Origin of the sequence: Marinomonas pontica, from assembly GCF_026191375.1 — a bacterium.
GTDB lineage: Bacteria > Pseudomonadota > Gammaproteobacteria > Pseudomonadales > Marinomonadaceae > Marinomonas > Marinomonas pontica.
The window spans coordinates 1-14,814 of record NZ_JAODTL010000040.1; the positions used below are offsets into that span (position 1 = coordinate 1).

The window sequence follows — 14,814 nt, forward strand, 5'->3', positions numbered from 1 at the left end:
TGCTTTGGTGGTGACCGCTGGCACTATGCTTAGCTTGGGTAAGGGCGTTCAATTTCTGATTGACCGTGGTTTGGCATCGGGTTCTGAAGCCGGTCTGACTCAGGCCTTGATGATATTCATTGGTTTGGTTTTTTTGTTGGGCATTGGTAGCTACTGCCGCTTTTATCTGGTGTCATGGATAGGTGAGCGCGTGGTGGCGGATATTCGCCAAGCGGTGTTTGCGCATCTGCTGACCTTATCTCCCTCTTTCTTCGAAGACAATTCTCCCAGCGAAATACAATCCGCATCACATCCGATACCACACTGTTACAAAGCGTGATTGGTTCTTCTTTATCGATCGCTTTGCGCAGCAGTTTGATGCTAGTGGGTGGGATCTTATTCTTATTGGTAATGCATTTTAAACTCACGCTTATTTTGCTGACTTGTGTGCCTTTTGTCATTGTGCCTGTGGTGTATTTTGGACGACGAGTACGCCGACTCTCACGTGATAGCCAAGATGAAGTGGCTAATGTCGGGCGCTATTTATCACAAGCGCTGCGTCACATAAAAGTCGTGCAAGCTTTTACTCATGAAAAGCACGATGCACAGCGTTTTTCTGCCACAGTAGATCGCGCTTTTAATGTCAGTGTAAAACGCATTCAGCAACGTTCTTGGCTTACCTTGATGGTTATTTTGCTGTCCATGAGTGGTATTGGCGTGATGTTGTGGTTTGGTGGCAAAGACGTTATCTCAGGTGAGATCAGTGCCGGAGATCTGGCGAGTTTCTTGTTTTATTCGATCATTGTTGCTGGCGCGGTTGGGGCTATTTCTGAAGTTATGGGCGAGTTGCAACGGGCGGCGGGGGCAGCAGAACGTATTATGGAGTTGCTCAGTGCTAAAAGTGCCGTGGTGAGTGGCGCTAGCGAGTTTCCTTCTCAGCGCATGACCGAAATCCACCAAGGCGACGAAGTCATCAGGTTTGATAATGTCGAATTTCGTTACCCAACCAGACCGGATTATGCCGCGTTAAAGAATTTGTCGTTTTCCATTAAACAAGGCGAGATGTTGGCTTTAGTTGGGCCATCAGGCGCGGGTAAGTCGACCTTATTTGAATTGCTTCTGCGCTTTTATGATCCTCAAGAAGGCGGTATTTACTTGGCTGGCGAAAACATTAAAGCGTATTCCTTAGACGATTTACGTCAGCGCTTTGCCTTGGTACCCCAAGAGACAGTTCTATTTGATCAAACGGTTTACGATAACTTGGGTTACGCCAATCGCAATGCCAGCAAGGAATCGATTCAATATTCTGCCGAACAAGCCAATGCTCATGAATTTATTACTCGTTTGGACAAAGGCTATGAGACGCGTTTAGGAGAAGACGGCGTGCGTTTGTCTGGTGGCCAAAGGCAACGTGTGGCGATTGCTCGGGCGATATTAAAAGACGCACCCATTTTATTGTTAGATGAAGCAACCAGTGCCTTGGATGCCGAAAGCGAGAGCAAGGTCCAAGCGGCACTTGAACCTTTGATGAAGGGCAGAACCACCTTGGTGATTGCTCACCGCTTGGCCACGGTATTGAATGCAGATCGGATTATTGTGATGGAGCAAGGGGAAATCATTGCCCAAGGCACACACAGCGAATTGCTGGAAACGTGTGCCTTGTATAAGCGATTAGCGGATTTGCAGTTTAATCAAAATGACGACGTTCGTACTGATTAAAACTTACCGACAAAAACACCCCGATAAGCGCAATGGAGTGCGCCCTCTTTGATGGACAAACCGGGTGTTTGGTAAAGTGTTTCAACCTCGCCATTGTCTGTTGGTAATGGAACGCTTAGTGGTGCGTCGCTGCTGTAAAAAACAATCCAAAAGCTGTTAGAAAGATCCGCGGGTGTGAGCGTCAACGCAATAAAATGTCGGCTGTCATCGGCCCAGTTTTCGATCGTCATTGGTTCGCTTTGCTCATTAAGCCAATGAATCTTATCCAACGACGTATGCTGATAAAGTGGGTCATCTTCTAAGCGGATTTCTGCAAAAATAGGATAGGCTTTTCGTAATGCCATCAGTGTTGCTATGGTGTCTTTTATCGCGGTTCTTGCTTGGCTGGTTTCAGCGTCTATGTCTTGCCAAGTTTGCCAAGTAATATCGTTGTCTTGGCAATAGGCGTTGTTGTTGCCTTGTTGACTGTGAGACAGTTCATCACCGCCTAAAAGGTGCGGTGTGCCTTGGCTCAATAGCAGCGTTGCGATAAAACAAAGCTGCTGGTTTAGGCGCTTTTCTTGAATGTCTTTGTTGTCTGTTTCTCCCTCAGTACCAAAGTTTTGGCTAATGTTGTCGCCGTGACCGTCGCGGTTTTCTTCCATGTTGGCGAGGTTATGGCGTTCATGGTAAGACACCAAATCCTTCATGGTATAACCATCGTGGTAGGTGATGTAGTTAACCGAATTCAGCGCGCTTTTGTGTCCTTTATGGAAGTAGTCTCTGGATCCCATAAGGCGAGTCGCGAACTCGGGTACTTTGCCGTCATCTCCGCGCCAGAAACGACGAATGGTATCTCGGTATTGGTCGTTGCATTCCAAAAATCCTCTAGGGAATTGTCCGACTTGATAACCGTTAGGGCCAATGTCCCAAGGCTCCATAACAAGGCAGGTTTCACTTAAAATAGGGTCTTGAAGAATAGCTTGTAACAGTGGGGCTTTTGCCGTGAAATCGTGATCAGTTCGACCAAGATCGACACCTAGATCAAAGCGAAAGCCATCGACGCCCATGACGTCAACCCAATAACGCATGCTGTCACAAATAAGGCGAATGCTGGTGGGGCTGTAGGTATCAATGCAGTTACCACAGCCTGTGTAATTCAAATATTGACCATCTTGGTGGCGGTAATAGCGCGCATTGTCCAAGCCTCGGTAGCACACGCTGGATTGGTCTACCTCACTTTCTGCGGTGTGGTTATACACCACGTCTAAAATCACTTCAAAACCCGCTTGGCGTAATCCATCTATCATTTGTTGGAATTCAACAATTGCATCTTTTATGGCGTAGGAAGGTTCTACGGCAAAAAAGCTAATTGGGTTATAGCCCCAGTAATTATTCAGTTCTAGTTGCTGTAAATGACGTTCTGTCATGAAGCTAAAGCAAGGCATTAACTGAATGGTAGTGATATTTAAGCTTTTTAAGTGTTCGATGCCAGCGGAAGAAATAACGCCAAGATAAGTGCCTTGCAGCTCGCGTTCAATGGGCAGATTTTTACTGAAACCTTTTACGTGTAATTCATACAGAGCACGGCTCGACGGAGTGATCTTTTATTCTTCCGGGGCGATCTGACTTTGCTTCTACGGTGCGGACAATCGATTTGGGCACACAGTAGGCAGAATCGGTTTGGTGTGGCCGACCCTCTTTGGTGATTGCAGCTTGGTCTTCGTTCCACACAAGCTTTGGCGCTGAGCTCTTTCGCATACGGGTCAATCAGTAGCTTTTGCTTATTGTAGAGCATTTGCTGTTCAGGTTTGAATTCGCCTTCTGCCCGTAATCCATAATGCTGGCCTTCTGTTAAACCAAGCACCTCCATGTACCAAATGCCTTTCGTTTTATTAAGAAAAGGCAAGGATTCTTGCTCATTGCCTTTCTCATCAAACAGACATAAATACAGCTGACTGGCGTCTTCCGCCACCACTGCGAAGTTAACACCATCCTTGGTGACAATAGCACCTAGAGGAAAAGGGGAGCCATTGGTAACCTGTTGCTCTTGGTTCATGAAAACCTCTAGACGCTGTGATTGAAAGGGCGAGAATTAAGACTCGCCTAACCATTTTAATAACACACCAGCAAGCGGTGGCACTTGCAGCTCGATACTGTGTTCACGACCATGACTCATCACGGCTTGTGTCGTGTACTCATTAATGTTTGCGTAACCACTGCCCGTGTATGACGTTTTATCTGTGTCCATAATGACTTGATAACGACCCGCTTTCGGCACGCCAATGCGGTAGTGTCCATGCGGTGTTGGCGTAAAATTGATCACAGCAACCGTGTGCTCAGTGCTGTCTTTCGCTTTACGCGCAAAAGCCAAGATACTGTTGGCGTTATCATCGTAACTTATCCATTCAAAGCCGTGATAAGAATGGTCGTACTGCAAACTGCTTTCACCCTGATAAAGGTGATTCAAATCTTTCGATAACGCTTGTTGCGCTTTGTGGTAATCCGTGTCCAGCAAATGCCAATCCAAAGAGCGTTCATGGCTCCATTCTTGGCCTTGTGCAAACTCGTTGCCCATGAAGTTAAGCTTTTTGCCTGGGTGGAAATACATGTAAGCTGAAAACGCGCGTAAGTTAGCGAACTTTTGCCAAGCGTCTCCTGGCATTTTAGTGATCATCGAGCCTTTGCCGTGTACGACTTCGTCGTGAGAAATTGGCAACACAAATTGCTCATCGAAGGCATAAACCATACTAAAACTGAGTTCGCCTTGATGGTGCTGGCGGTAAGATAGGATCCTTTTTAATGTAATCCAAAGAATCGTTCATCCAGCCCATGTTCCATTTGAAACCGAAGCCTAAGCCGTTCATATAGGTAGGTTTGGACACACCCGGAAAAGCGGTTGATTCTTCTGCGACAGTAAAGCAGCGAGGGTGATTCAAGTACACGGTTTCGTTTAAGCGGCGTAAGAAATCAATGGCTTCGTAATTGTGGTTGCCACCGTCTTTGTTGGGAATCCATTCACCGTCTTCACGGGAATAATCCAAATACAACATAGAGGCCACCGCGTCCACGCGCAGACCGTCAATGTGGAATTCTTCTAACCAATACACCGCGTTGCTGATGAGGTAATTTACGACATGCTCTTTGCCAAAGTCGTAAATCAAGCGAATTCCACTCAGGGTGCCAGCCTTTTTTAGGGTCAGGGTATTCGTACTGTTTGGATCCATCAAAGTTGGCCAAACCATGGCTGTCGGCAGGAAAGTGCGCCGGTACCCAATCCATGATCACACCAATATTGGCTTGGTGAAGTGCATCGACCAACGCTTTGAAGTCTTCTGGTGTCCCAAAGCGGGAGGTAACCGCGAACAACCCAACAGGCTGATAGCCCCAAGAACCATCAAAAGGGTATTCTGTAATAGGCAAAAGTTCGACGTGCGTGTAGCCCATTTCTTTAACGTAAGGCACCAGCTGATCTTTTATTTCAAGGTAGGTGAGTGGCTGGTTATCGTCCTTTCGACGCCACGATCCGATGTGCAATTCATAAATGCTCATCGGTTTCTCGTAGATGTCTTCAATAGGACGATTTACCCAAATATCGTCTTGCCAAGCATGTTTGTTGTCAAAGCAGGTGACGCTCGCAAAAGACGGAAATTGTTCAATCCGCTGGGCATAAGGGTCGCTGCGATGGGGCAGAATATCGCCATTGTTAGCACGAATATCAAATTTGTAGCGCGCACCGTGATTCACGTCTGGAATAAACAAACGCCAAATGCCATCGCCATTGCTCGACATAGGGTGAGTTCGGCCATCCCATGCATTGAAGTCCCCCACAACAGAGACAGAACGTGCGGCGGGTGCATAAACCGCAAAGCGTGTTCCCTGTATTGTTAGTTCATCATTTACTTTTGCACCGGCGCGAATGGCCCCTTGGCTTTTGTAAAGGCTTGCTTGATGGTGGCTTGGGTCAACAAAGGTGGTGTTCGGGAATTGATAAGGGTCTACTAACGTGTGTGTGCTGTTGTCTTTGTAGGTAATTTCTAGTCGATAATGAAAGCGAGTCTGTGTTTTTGGCCATTCAGCTAAAAACAATCCTTTGTCATCGACTTGGCGCATTTTCGCCAATTCTGTGTCCTGATCGATTGCCAAGACACGAATGGCGGTTGCTTCCGGCTGCCAAACAATTAACGACAGGCCTTTCTTCGTAGAGGATTCATGCAGTCCTAAACATCCAAACGGGTCAGAACAGTGTGTGTTCAACACGTCATTAATTAGGGCATTTTTTAGTAGATCCATTCACTTCTCCAGCAAGAGTGAGCATGTTAACTCGTTGAGTGTTGGTGCTGATGACTGTGAAGTTTGCTCACTGTCCAACGTAAGTATTGGTTTACTTTATTCGGTGTAATTTGTGCAAATTCGTCCAAAGCGGCGTCGGCCCAACTGTCTTCTGGGTGTTCCGCTTGGTGTTGCTTAGCATGGTCTAACGCCGCTTGAGAGACCAGAACAGGTAGGTTTATTTCCTGTTCAAACTTACAGTTTTTGTGTTGCTGACAGAATCGTATAAAGGCGTATAACCCTTCAAAATCAAACTCTTATACCAGCTTGGGTGAATATCTGATGTCAATGTTTCAATCAACAAGGCAAAAGTGTCTTCACCAGGTGTCATTGAACTGAGTGCGCGTTTACAGTCTAAAGCCGTGTTGCTTTGTACGTCGCCAAACACGATGGTGTTCGCATTGCTCAGACTTTCCCAGAGCTGCAGAAGCATTGACTCAGGCAGCTTGGTAATCATGCCTTGCTCTGAACGCCAGTCAAACCAATCTACGTCCTTCATCTTGCTTTGTGCGTCTGTGCTGTTGTGATAACGCATGGTATTGGCAACGTGTGCAAATTCATCGTGCTTTTGTTGTAACACTTGTTTAAGGGCTTCGTAAAGCTCACTGGGAGAAACGTTTGATAACGTTTCAAAAACCGGTGCATCGTCCACTGGGTCAAATTGTCGTGCGCAAAGCTGTGCAAGGTTGTGGATTCGAATGGTTCTTACCCCGGAGAAAAAATCAGGGTGGACCTTTATTAAAGTACCAGCGATAGAGATCAGTTCGTGGCAAATGACTAAGCCGATAGGAGACGACGACACGCTTCTTAGCATGTCTAAAATCACATCCTGATGCAGAGGTGAGCTGATATCCACCTCTGTTTCTGGTGTTTCTCCAATGACTAATAGACGTTGTCGAACAGTGATGTCGGCAATGTACGTGGCTAAGTCGGTGGTGGGCTTTAATACCAAGGAATACAGCAATCTGGCCGAGCGCCAGTTTTCAGAAAGCAGCGCCTGAAAGTAAACGCTGTTCAGTACTTTGTAGGCGGTAACCGCTGGTGTTGAATTGGGAACCGTGTTCATCAGCGCACGACGTCTGCCTAGCTCCATCAGACAATCAATGGCTTCATTCATGCTGGGTTGCGTGGTAAATCGAGCGAGTAAGGCGTCGGTTTCTGCGTTTTTAATCTCCGCCACATCATAGGCTTTTGGTTTGTCAGACAGTGGCCAAAATGCATCATGAACAGGCAGTTTGGCGCCCAGCTGCTGTTGATCTATGGTGTTGATAATAATGGAACGGCGATTGCCAGATTTAAACGCATTTTTAGCAGACTGAGGAATGACTCGGAACTCTTCGTGCTCGCGCTTTTGCAGCAATCGAATAAATTCGAATAGCGCATCACTGCCTTTCATCTCGCTCATGGCTTCATCGATTAAAATGGTAAAGACAGCGTTCGCTTGATAATACCAATGATCCGCGATGATTTTTAATTCGTTGCGAATGCGCGCTTGGAATAGGATTGGGTCGACTTTGCGGTAATCTTTGTCTTCGTTTTGAATCCAAGATAAGCAAAGGTAACTTTCACCATCGATGTTAAACGCCTGAGAAGTGGCCAAACTGTTTAACGCACGGTTTGGGCGACCGGTTAACCCCAATGTCTTCTGACGCGCCAAGATGGCGATAGGTTTCAACTAACTGATCGGCACTGATGGCTTTTAAAGGCGCAATGTCTTCCAGCGTTTGGCATAAACAGCCGGCATTCAAGAGCTCTTGTTTTACGTTGTCATTTTGAGCCAGAATCACCATGGAAGTGGTGACTTTGTTGGGACGATACTGAATGCGATGCAGACCCAATGGATCTAGGTCATCCGTATTGATCAGTTCTTCATCGAGCATTTTTCCAACCAAATACAGACTTTGCGCCCATACCAAAGGCGAGGTTGTCATTGGGAACGCGTTTTTGTGACCCCGGCTTTTCTTTTTCGGCTAAGATGTTTTCTTGCGGCACGTAATACAATTCTGGCAGCAGCATTTGACCGTCTTTTTCGACCATTAATGACTCTAATTTATGGCGATAAAAATTGGCGCTTTCCCAGTCTCTGGCAAACAATCGATCGATATACAGATACGTGAAGAACAATGGCCATTCTGATTCGATGTGTTCAAAATTAATCAGCTCGTCGTACTCGTAATAAATTCGACTTTGATCTTCCAATTCCGACTGATGGCCGTCGAGTAAAAAGCGTTTACAGCCGTATTCACCCCCAGTTTGCTGATGATTTCCTTTCGCGTGCGTCGTGCCAGTTTTTCGTCGTTTACCGCAAAAGCAGGGAAGCCAATAATACTGAGGATGGCGCTGTCGACTTCTTTTGAGCGGGATTCTTTTGGAAGCAATGATTGAAGAACCGAGCCTGCTCGCGCCACCGCATCGGCAAACGAATGAACGACAGCCCACTCTGGACCATCACTGCCAAATAGGTTTAATCCGTCCATGGCTTCCATGGCGGCTTTTGCCATGCCCACAGAGCTGGCGTTGATTTCAGCTTTGCCGTTGTTGACTTTATTTCCTCGTTCCCAAATACCATAATCGGGCGTACGGTAAGTTCGAGAAATATAGTAAATCAGGTTTTGGATGAAATTGAATTCATCGCGAGAAAAAATCAGCTTGCTGCCTGCCTTAGTCATTTGCGCCAACATCAACAAATAAAAGCTGGTGGCGTCAATTTGCAAATGCCCCCATGCATCGTCCGCCACGGCTTCTAAGCCTGTTTTTGTGTCGTATTTGGCGTGTAGCGCATCTTTCGGGTCTAGGCTGTGTTTAAAGGCTTCTACTTTGTGGGACTGACGCATCATGGCAAATAACAAACCGCGCATCATTTTTATGCAGGCAAACTCTAATTCATTCGCACGTTTTTGAGGGTTGGAAGCGCGCTTGTAAGCTAGGTGTAACGCCCAAACGGCCTGAATACTGTAAACGTTGTCTCGTACCCATGCATCGGTATAGTTGCCGTGATTATTGATGCTGGTACTGGCTGGAAAAAGCCCTGTGACTGGATGTTGGCGGGTTAAGATAACCGCTTGAATATGTTGATAAAGAGAATCTAGCTTATCTTGAGCATCAGTCGCCATGTTCGATCCTTCATAAAACGTACCGTTAAAGATCTGTTGCCTAATTCAAATCAGAGTTGTCCTGATTAGGTTTGGATTTACTATACCCAAACATAATGGGACTCACCAATAAGTTAAAGCGGTAAACGGCTTCTTTTTCACATAATCTCCAAAAAAAACGAGATTTCACGAATATCCTATTTCTGTGCACGGTATAAGGGCGTGAACTGTCACGATTGCTTCTTTTTAGTCTCTCCTCTCGTTACTGACCTTTGTGTCAAATACTAAACTGATGGACAAGTTTGCGTAACTGGCTTGCGCATTCTTGTAGGTTGTTAACGGATTTTTGAATGTCGGTTGAGTTGTGATTGGTTTCTTCGCAGATATTGGCAATATTTTCTAACGTTTGATGGACGGTTTGCGATGATTCGAATTGTCGTTCGGCGGCTTTACGGATGGTGCTGTTGAGCTTGGAAATGGACAACACCCCGCTGGCTATTTCAGAAAACGCTTGCCCAGCCTGTGAGGTTTGTTCTGCACCTTGGTGCGCGGTATTGCGCGCCGACTCCATCACATCCACGGTGGTCAAGGTTTGTTGGGTTAATTGATCAATAAGGCCGCCAATTTCCGTGGCCGCTAACTGTGAACGCTGCGCCAGCTGACGAACTTCGTCAGCAACAACCGCAAATCCTCGCCCTTGTTCACCGGCTCTGGCGGCTTCAATGGCCGCGTTTAATGCCAGTAAATTGGTCTGGTCCGCCACTTCGGCAATGACACCAAGACGATCATTAATGTGAGTTACTTCTTCACGCAATTGTTGAATCTGCTTGGCCGCTTCGCCCACTTCAGCAGACAGTTGTTGAATGTCTTGGTTGGCTTTGTTCATTACTCCAAGACCCTGTTTTGAATGTTGGCCAAGTTCTTGAGTGGTATCGTTGGCTTGTTCGGCAATAGCAAGCGTTTCTTCGACCGAGGTCATTACACTGTGCATCAAATCCGTTGCCTGACCTGTGTTGGATAACTGTTTCGACACGCCCTGAACGGTTTTAGTGGTGGAGTTATTGGTTTGACCAACGATGCTATCGAGTAACTCGCTAGAATGACTGACATTTCGAACGATAGATTGAAAATCGTTCATCATGCTATTAAAGGCTCTGGCCATGTCACCCATTTCATCTTTGCCTTTAAATTCAACGCGTTTCGTTAAATCACCAGAATGTTGAACGGACGTCATAGTTTTGCACAAAGCCGTTACCCGATGGGTGACAAGATGGATAATATACAGAGCGGTTCCGCCGACTAAAACGGTTAATACGCAAACTAAAATGGCGTAATCAACCAAAGCGACAAGGAAAAAGTCCATCACTGCATTCATAGACGCTGTGGCAATAATCGTGATATTCCAAGGCTGAAAAGTGGAGGCGGTCGCGACCATATTATGTACTATGTGGTCATTGCCTTTAAATTCGAACGCAATGGATTGGTAGCGCTCTGATGTAAATGGGGCCGCTTTGAGAGCGTTGGCGAGTGAGGCTGGTATTGACTTACCGGCGTAGGTGTCCGGTGCATTGACTATTTGGTGTTGTTTTTGGTCCAGAACCCACAGACTTTGTTGGTCGCCATATTGGTAAGTGGACAGTTGAGATAAGGCGTATTGTTTGGCTTGGTCTGCGGTTAATTCTCCCGATTTTTGTTTCTCATAAAGAGGAACTAGGGTCGCGTTAACAATATTTAAAATGTCATAAGTACGGTCTTTGCGAGCGTCCACATGACTGTAAAATAAAGACGTTAGAGAAACGAGTATAAGTGCCGCCGTTCCCATGGACATTAAGCCAATAATAGCCCATAGCTTGTAGCGAATTTTTATATCATTGACGCGTTCCAGCATGCCAGCTCCAAAAAGTAAGGTCGGTCTTGTTGGTTACAGTAAATAGATGATGCGCTCAGTAATGACTTTGTTATAAACACCGACGTTATAAAAGCAACGTAAAAGAGTAAATGTTTTGTCTTGGGTTTCCTAGTCGAGAAAATTGAGATAGATCAGTGTTTTCTTGCTTAGAAATCGAATTATTTTGATATGAATGGGTATGGCAATATTGTGTGGGATTACCTGACGGTTTTTTTGTGTCTTTTCTGTCTGCGACGATTTTGCCGATGGGGTCAGAAGGGCTATTGCTCTATTACGCTAATGAAGCATCCGCCTCGTTGTTACTTTTGTGGGGATGGGCGAGTGTTGGTAATACAATAGGTGGCCTTACAAACTGGGTGTTAGGGCGTTATTTAGTGCGTTTCGAGCAGTCTAAATGGTTTCCTATCAGTGCATCGTCTCGTCAAAAGGCCGAGCGGTTTTTTAATCGATATGGCATTTGGAGTTTATTATTTACATGGCTTCCTGTTGTTGGCGATGGGATTGCTTTAGTATCGGGTGTGTTACGTACACCTATTTGGTATTTTTTACCGTTGGTTTTCATTGGCAAAGCGGCTCGCTATGCCTTAATTTTGTGGGGACATCACTTACTAGTCACCTGATCCTGTATGAATGGCATACACACTCATATTAGTAAGCGCAGAGTCCGAACGATGTACACGGAGAATTGAATCATGGAAATGTCCAAAAAGTGGCTTATTGCGTTGGCCGGTTTATCATTGACTGCTTGTTCATCCATGGATGAAAAAAATACCTTCATGACCTACGATGATTTGCAAAATAAAGTGCGTGCTCATGAAGATCAATGGCAAGCGGCGCAAGTGAAACTGGATAAAATCGATGCGCTCGAAGCCGAAATTGCCGCTTTAAAGCAAGAGAAATCCAACACTATGACTGAGGGTGAGCCTCAAGAGAACATTATTTCCGACGATAGTATGGCCGCCGTAAATGTGATTCCTGCGGTCACGCCAGCACCAATAAATGAAGAGGCCTCAGATAAGATGATGGCCTCTTCAACGGAAGAAAGCGTGGAAATGGCCAATGCTGCTCCACCGGTTGTTGTGGCGCCAATGGCGGTACAGAAACAAGAGTACGGAGTGCAAGTGGCCGCTTATGGTAATCGTCAAGATGCGATTCGCGGATGGAAGGTAATGCAGAAAAAATCGCCAGCGTCATTTGACGGTCTTACCCCCTTGATTAATGAGAAAGAGGTCGGTGGTCGAATGATGTATCAGTTAAAAGTGGGGCCATTTTTTAGCAAGTCCTTCGGCTCGGATTTCTGTAAAATGCTGAAAGAGAAAGGCACCGATTGCTTGGTTACGCAATACAACGGCGAAACGTTCACCGCAAATTAATAGGTGTTAATACAATAAAAAGGCGCGTTTTTATCTGTTCGTCAGAGAAAAACGCGCCTTTTTTGTATCGATTGACTGTCAAATGAACCCGGATTACATCAACGGAAACTCGGTGTTGTAGATTTTACCTTGGCCATCTTCGATGTGGATCTCACTCTTATATTGATCCTCTTCTGAGGTTATTAGGCCTTGTTGAATCAAGCCATCAATGATCATTTGTGTTTGCATTTTGACTTCTGGGGCATCCGCTGGCGCGTACATTTTGCTGGCAACAAACTGCTCCGCCAAGCTGTGAACCAACGCTTGATCGGCTTCGATGTTGGTATTCACAATCATGTTATACAACCAAAACTCAGGGGTCGACAGCTCTTCCATAGTGGGAGTATCTATGTCTGCTAATGTGCTGGTTAATGTGGCCTTAAAACGACCATTTGGAAAAGAACCGCTAAAATCCGTAATGTTGAATTCAGGTTTGGCAGCCAACAACTCATCAAGATGCTCTTGCATGAAATCAAACAACGCCGCATAGGTATCATCCGACACTGGTGCATCATTCAGCAGCGTGTCTGAGACATTTTTGTAGTCAATGAAGAATTGGTTGCTAAGTTTGTTTAACTCTGTCACCAAAGTCAGGTCACTTGCCTGGAAATCGCCGTATACAACGTCTTTGATTAAGTAAGCAAGCCCAATGCTGCCCAATTGAGCGTCTTTATCTAAGCTGGATCCCATTTCCATGTTCAAACCTGAAAACGTCGCATCCGTACCAATATCCAGCTGCTCAAGGCTTAGATCGGTTGTACTGTCATAAAAGCCACCTTTCATAATGGTGGCCAGATCCGCGTCTAACTCGATTGACAGTGAAAACCCCGATGCTTTAACCGGAGTGTATCCATCCACTATATCTAGTTGATCTAAAACACCTTGGTAGTTGATACCTGTTTTGGTTATGTCACCTTGTCCTGTATAACCGCTAAATTGAAACGTATTGGCCGCATTGCTAAGCGCAGGGATGTTATCGGCAAGGTAAATGTTGCCAGTAACGTCGCTAAGGACAGAAAGTGCATACAGAGGCTGATTTTCATCCCAAAGTAAAATCGCGCGTTGTTTTTCTCCATCCAAACGAATCGTCGACTCGAACCAACCGAATACGCCTTGCTTTGAAAATAAAAACGGACCAAAGTGCGTGTCGACAATCAGCTCAGCTTCAATTTTTCCACCTTGAATCGTCGGGTCAATATGAGTCGTATCGAAGCTCACTTGTACTTTGTTTTCAGAGCCGAACCACGCGGAATGCGTTGTCACAATGGCTGCATGATAACCGGGTGCTTTGTTGATGTTTGACACCAGCTCGACCACTTTAGCTTGGTGCTTCGGTGCGATAAATTTAGGTGCCACCAGACAGGCGGCCACCAGAGCAAACACAAGTACAGCAAGTATTTTCTTCACAGAAAGTTCCTTTTCTTTGTAGGGAGAATGTAGGCGTGCATAATACAGGCAAATGATACGCAGATGAAACAATGCCTAGCGTGCTTTATCAAAATAACGTGGCGCAAATACAACATTTTATTTTCCATTGTTTCAGCCAACATGGAATCAATTTGGCAGCGGATTTTTTGTATTTGAAAATCGTCAGCGCCACTTTTCGTTATGACAAAAAAGGTTCCCTACACTATGGTATTCGAAGAGTATTCTAAGATAGTTAAAGAGTTTCAGCATGATGCGTCTTTATCGCTAACTCAGACGTTTGATGCACTTTGCGCAGCACAAGATTCGTTAATTACTGAGCTGGTGGCGTCGGGCGCGGGGGTGGCAGGTTGGAAAATTGTAGATAAGGATGGCGTGATTATTTTGTCCCCAATCTTTGATTTTCAGGTTTTCAAACCTATTGGTGAAACGATCTCGAGCCAAGCCATTCGTGGTACTGAGCTGGAAGTGTGTTTTCAAATAACAGTGCCCGCTACGCTTGACGCTGTTAAAGAGAGGGTGGCTGATTTACCACCTTTTGCGGCCGTTGAATTGATTCGACCAGAGATTCACCCATCCAACCATTCAGCGTGCGATTTTTACTTTAACTATGGCGTGTTTGTGACTCCGTCTCCTGTTTCAGGGGAGGTGCGTTTTGAAGGCGGCAATCAAGGGTATGACTTTTCTGTGAATGTCGATCAACTTGTGGATGCGAAAAAAGCCATCGTGCAGCAAGGTATATTGCAATGCATTCAGCGTGGCTATGGCGATAAAAACTATTTTTTCATTACCGGCACGTTAAATGGCTTGGTGCCGACGAGCGAATCCATTGGCGTGAACCGTGTGTTGAATCAAGGTGAAAGCCAAATTTGTTTTGATATAAGTGAGACAGCGGTGTTGTGATGACGCTGTGCTGATGCTGAATAAAAAAGGGAAGACGCTCGTTGCGTGTTCCCTTTTTATTGGC

General features: G+C 45.7%; 15 protein-coding genes and 1 pseudogene. 5 read left to right on the forward strand and 11 right to left on the reverse strand.

Annotated elements, in window-relative coordinates:
- Nucleotides 1-25 precede the first annotated feature (25 nt).
- Both N5P32_RS09710 and N5P32_RS09715 read left to right on the forward strand, forming a co-directional pair.
- Nucleotides 26-735: pseudogene (locus N5P32_RS09710) on the forward strand (ABC transporter transmembrane domain-containing protein); the annotation flags it as partial.
- 306 nt (nucleotides 736-1,041) lie between these two features.
- Nucleotides 1,042-1,698: an ABC transporter ATP-binding protein gene (locus N5P32_RS09715; RefSeq protein ID WP_265728968.1), complete on the forward strand. Its 657-nt coding sequence runs from the start codon at nucleotides 1,042-1,044 to the stop codon at nucleotides 1,696-1,698.
- Here the strand turns inward: N5P32_RS09715 and N5P32_RS09720 are convergent.
- From N5P32_RS09720 to N5P32_RS09765, 10 genes are all read right to left on the reverse strand, one after another.
- Complete coding sequence (locus tag N5P32_RS09720) at nucleotides 1,695-3,281, reverse strand: glycogen debranching protein (protein ID WP_322783855.1); 1,587 nt, start codon at nucleotides 3,279-3,281, stop codon at nucleotides 1,695-1,697. The genes N5P32_RS09715 and N5P32_RS09720 overlap by 4 nt on opposite strands.
- Entirely contained in the window at nucleotides 3,242-3,736 is a 495-nt protein-coding gene (locus N5P32_RS09725; RefSeq protein WP_265728887.1) for an early set domain-containing protein, read from the reverse strand. The genes N5P32_RS09720 and N5P32_RS09725 overlap by 40 nt, the downstream gene beginning before the upstream one ends.
- 36 nt (nucleotides 3,737-3,772) lie before the next feature.
- Nucleotides 3,773-4,399, reverse strand: a complete 627-nt coding sequence (locus tag N5P32_RS09730; RefSeq protein WP_265728888.1) for an alpha amylase C-terminal domain-containing protein — start codon at nucleotides 4,397-4,399, stop codon at nucleotides 3,773-3,775.
- Nucleotides 4,400-4,427: 28 nt separating this feature from the next.
- The gene (locus N5P32_RS09735) at nucleotides 4,428-4,787 is read right to left on the reverse strand and encodes a hypothetical protein (protein ID WP_265728889.1); all 360 of its coding nucleotides are present in this window, start codon (nucleotides 4,785-4,787) and stop codon (nucleotides 4,428-4,430) included.
- Complete coding sequence (locus N5P32_RS09740) at nucleotides 4,759-5,970, reverse strand: GlgB N-terminal domain-containing protein (RefSeq protein WP_265728890.1); 1,212 nt, start codon at nucleotides 5,968-5,970, stop codon at nucleotides 4,759-4,761. The genes N5P32_RS09735 and N5P32_RS09740 overlap by 29 nt, the downstream gene beginning before the upstream one ends.
- Nucleotides 5,971-6,187: 217 nt before the next feature.
- The gene (locus N5P32_RS09745) at nucleotides 6,188-7,684 is read right to left on the reverse strand and encodes a hypothetical protein (RefSeq protein ID WP_265728891.1); all 1,497 of its coding nucleotides are present in this window, start codon (nucleotides 7,682-7,684) and stop codon (nucleotides 6,188-6,190) included.
- The gene (locus N5P32_RS09750; RefSeq protein ID WP_265728892.1) at nucleotides 7,587-7,889 is read right to left on the reverse strand and encodes a hypothetical protein; all 303 of its coding nucleotides are present in this window, start codon (nucleotides 7,887-7,889) and stop codon (nucleotides 7,587-7,589) included. Before N5P32_RS09750 ends, N5P32_RS09745 begins: the two co-directional genes overlap by 98 nt.
- Nucleotides 7,879-8,208, reverse strand: coding sequence for a glycoside hydrolase family 15 protein (locus N5P32_RS09755; RefSeq protein ID WP_265728893.1), 330 nt, complete (start codon nucleotides 8,206-8,208; stop codon nucleotides 7,879-7,881). The genes N5P32_RS09750 and N5P32_RS09755 overlap by 11 nt, the downstream gene beginning before the upstream one ends.
- Entirely contained in the window at nucleotides 8,166-9,122 is a 957-nt protein-coding gene (locus tag N5P32_RS09760) for a glycoside hydrolase family 15 protein (protein ID WP_265728894.1), read from the reverse strand. The genes N5P32_RS09755 and N5P32_RS09760 overlap by 43 nt, the downstream gene beginning before the upstream one ends.
- Nucleotides 9,123-9,378: 256 nt before the next feature.
- A complete protein-coding gene (locus N5P32_RS09765; protein WP_265728895.1) occupies nucleotides 9,379-10,989 on the reverse strand; it encodes a methyl-accepting chemotaxis protein in 1,611 nt (536 codons plus the stop codon).
- Between the two features lie 212 nt (nucleotides 10,990-11,201).
- On the opposite strand from N5P32_RS09765, the gene N5P32_RS09770 reads away from it, so the two are divergent.
- Complete coding sequence (locus N5P32_RS09770) at nucleotides 11,202-11,630, forward strand: YqaA family protein (protein ID WP_265728896.1); 429 nt, start codon at nucleotides 11,202-11,204, stop codon at nucleotides 11,628-11,630.
- A gap of 72 nt (nucleotides 11,631-11,702) precedes the next feature.
- Nucleotides 11,703-12,383 carry a TolC family outer membrane protein gene (locus N5P32_RS09775; protein WP_265728897.1) on the forward strand — a complete coding sequence of 227 codons (681 nt, stop codon included), beginning with the start codon at nucleotides 11,703-11,705 and terminating at the stop codon, nucleotides 12,381-12,383.
- Nucleotides 12,384-12,476: 93 nt separating this feature from the next.
- Here the strand turns inward: N5P32_RS09775 and N5P32_RS09780 are convergent, their stop codons facing one another.
- The gene (locus N5P32_RS09780; protein WP_265728898.1) at nucleotides 12,477-13,829 is read right to left on the reverse strand and encodes a YdgA family protein; all 1,353 of its coding nucleotides are present in this window, start codon (nucleotides 13,827-13,829) and stop codon (nucleotides 12,477-12,479) included.
- Nucleotides 13,830-14,054: 225 nt separating this feature from the next.
- On the opposite strand from N5P32_RS09780, the gene N5P32_RS09785 reads away from it, so the two are divergent.
- Nucleotides 14,055-14,750, forward strand: coding sequence for a hypothetical protein (locus N5P32_RS09785; RefSeq protein ID WP_265728899.1), 696 nt, complete (start codon nucleotides 14,055-14,057; stop codon nucleotides 14,748-14,750).
- Nucleotides 14,751-14,814: the final 64 nt, after the last annotated feature.

Bases quoted from the DNA above. Each gene is read 5' to 3' on its own strand.
- N5P32_RS09715 (WP_265728968.1), top strand. From the start codon at position 1,042: ATGTTGGCTTTAGTTGGGCCATCAGGCGCGGGTAAGTCGACCTTATTT.
- N5P32_RS09725 (WP_265728887.1), bottom strand. From the start codon at position 3,736: ATGAACCAAGAGCAACAGGTTACCAATGGCTCCCCTTTTCCTCTAGGT.
- N5P32_RS09740 (WP_265728890.1), bottom strand. From the start codon at position 5,970: ATGGATCTACTAAAAAATGCCCTAATTAATGACGTGTTGAACACACAC.
- N5P32_RS09750 (WP_265728892.1), bottom strand. From the start codon at position 7,889: ATGCTCGATGAAGAACTGATCAATACGGATGACCTAGATCCATTGGGT.
- N5P32_RS09760 (WP_265728894.1), bottom strand. From the start codon at position 9,122: ATGGCGACTGATGCTCAAGATAAGCTAGATTCTCTTTATCAACATATT.
- N5P32_RS09765 (WP_265728895.1), bottom strand. From the start codon at position 10,989: ATGCTGGAACGCGTCAATGATATAAAAATTCGCTACAAGCTATGGGCT.
- N5P32_RS09775 (WP_265728897.1), top strand. From the start codon at position 11,703: ATGGAAATGTCCAAAAAGTGGCTTATTGCGTTGGCCGGTTTATCATTG.
- N5P32_RS09785 (WP_265728899.1), top strand. From the start codon at position 14,055: ATGGTATTCGAAGAGTATTCTAAGATAGTTAAAGAGTTTCAGCATGAT.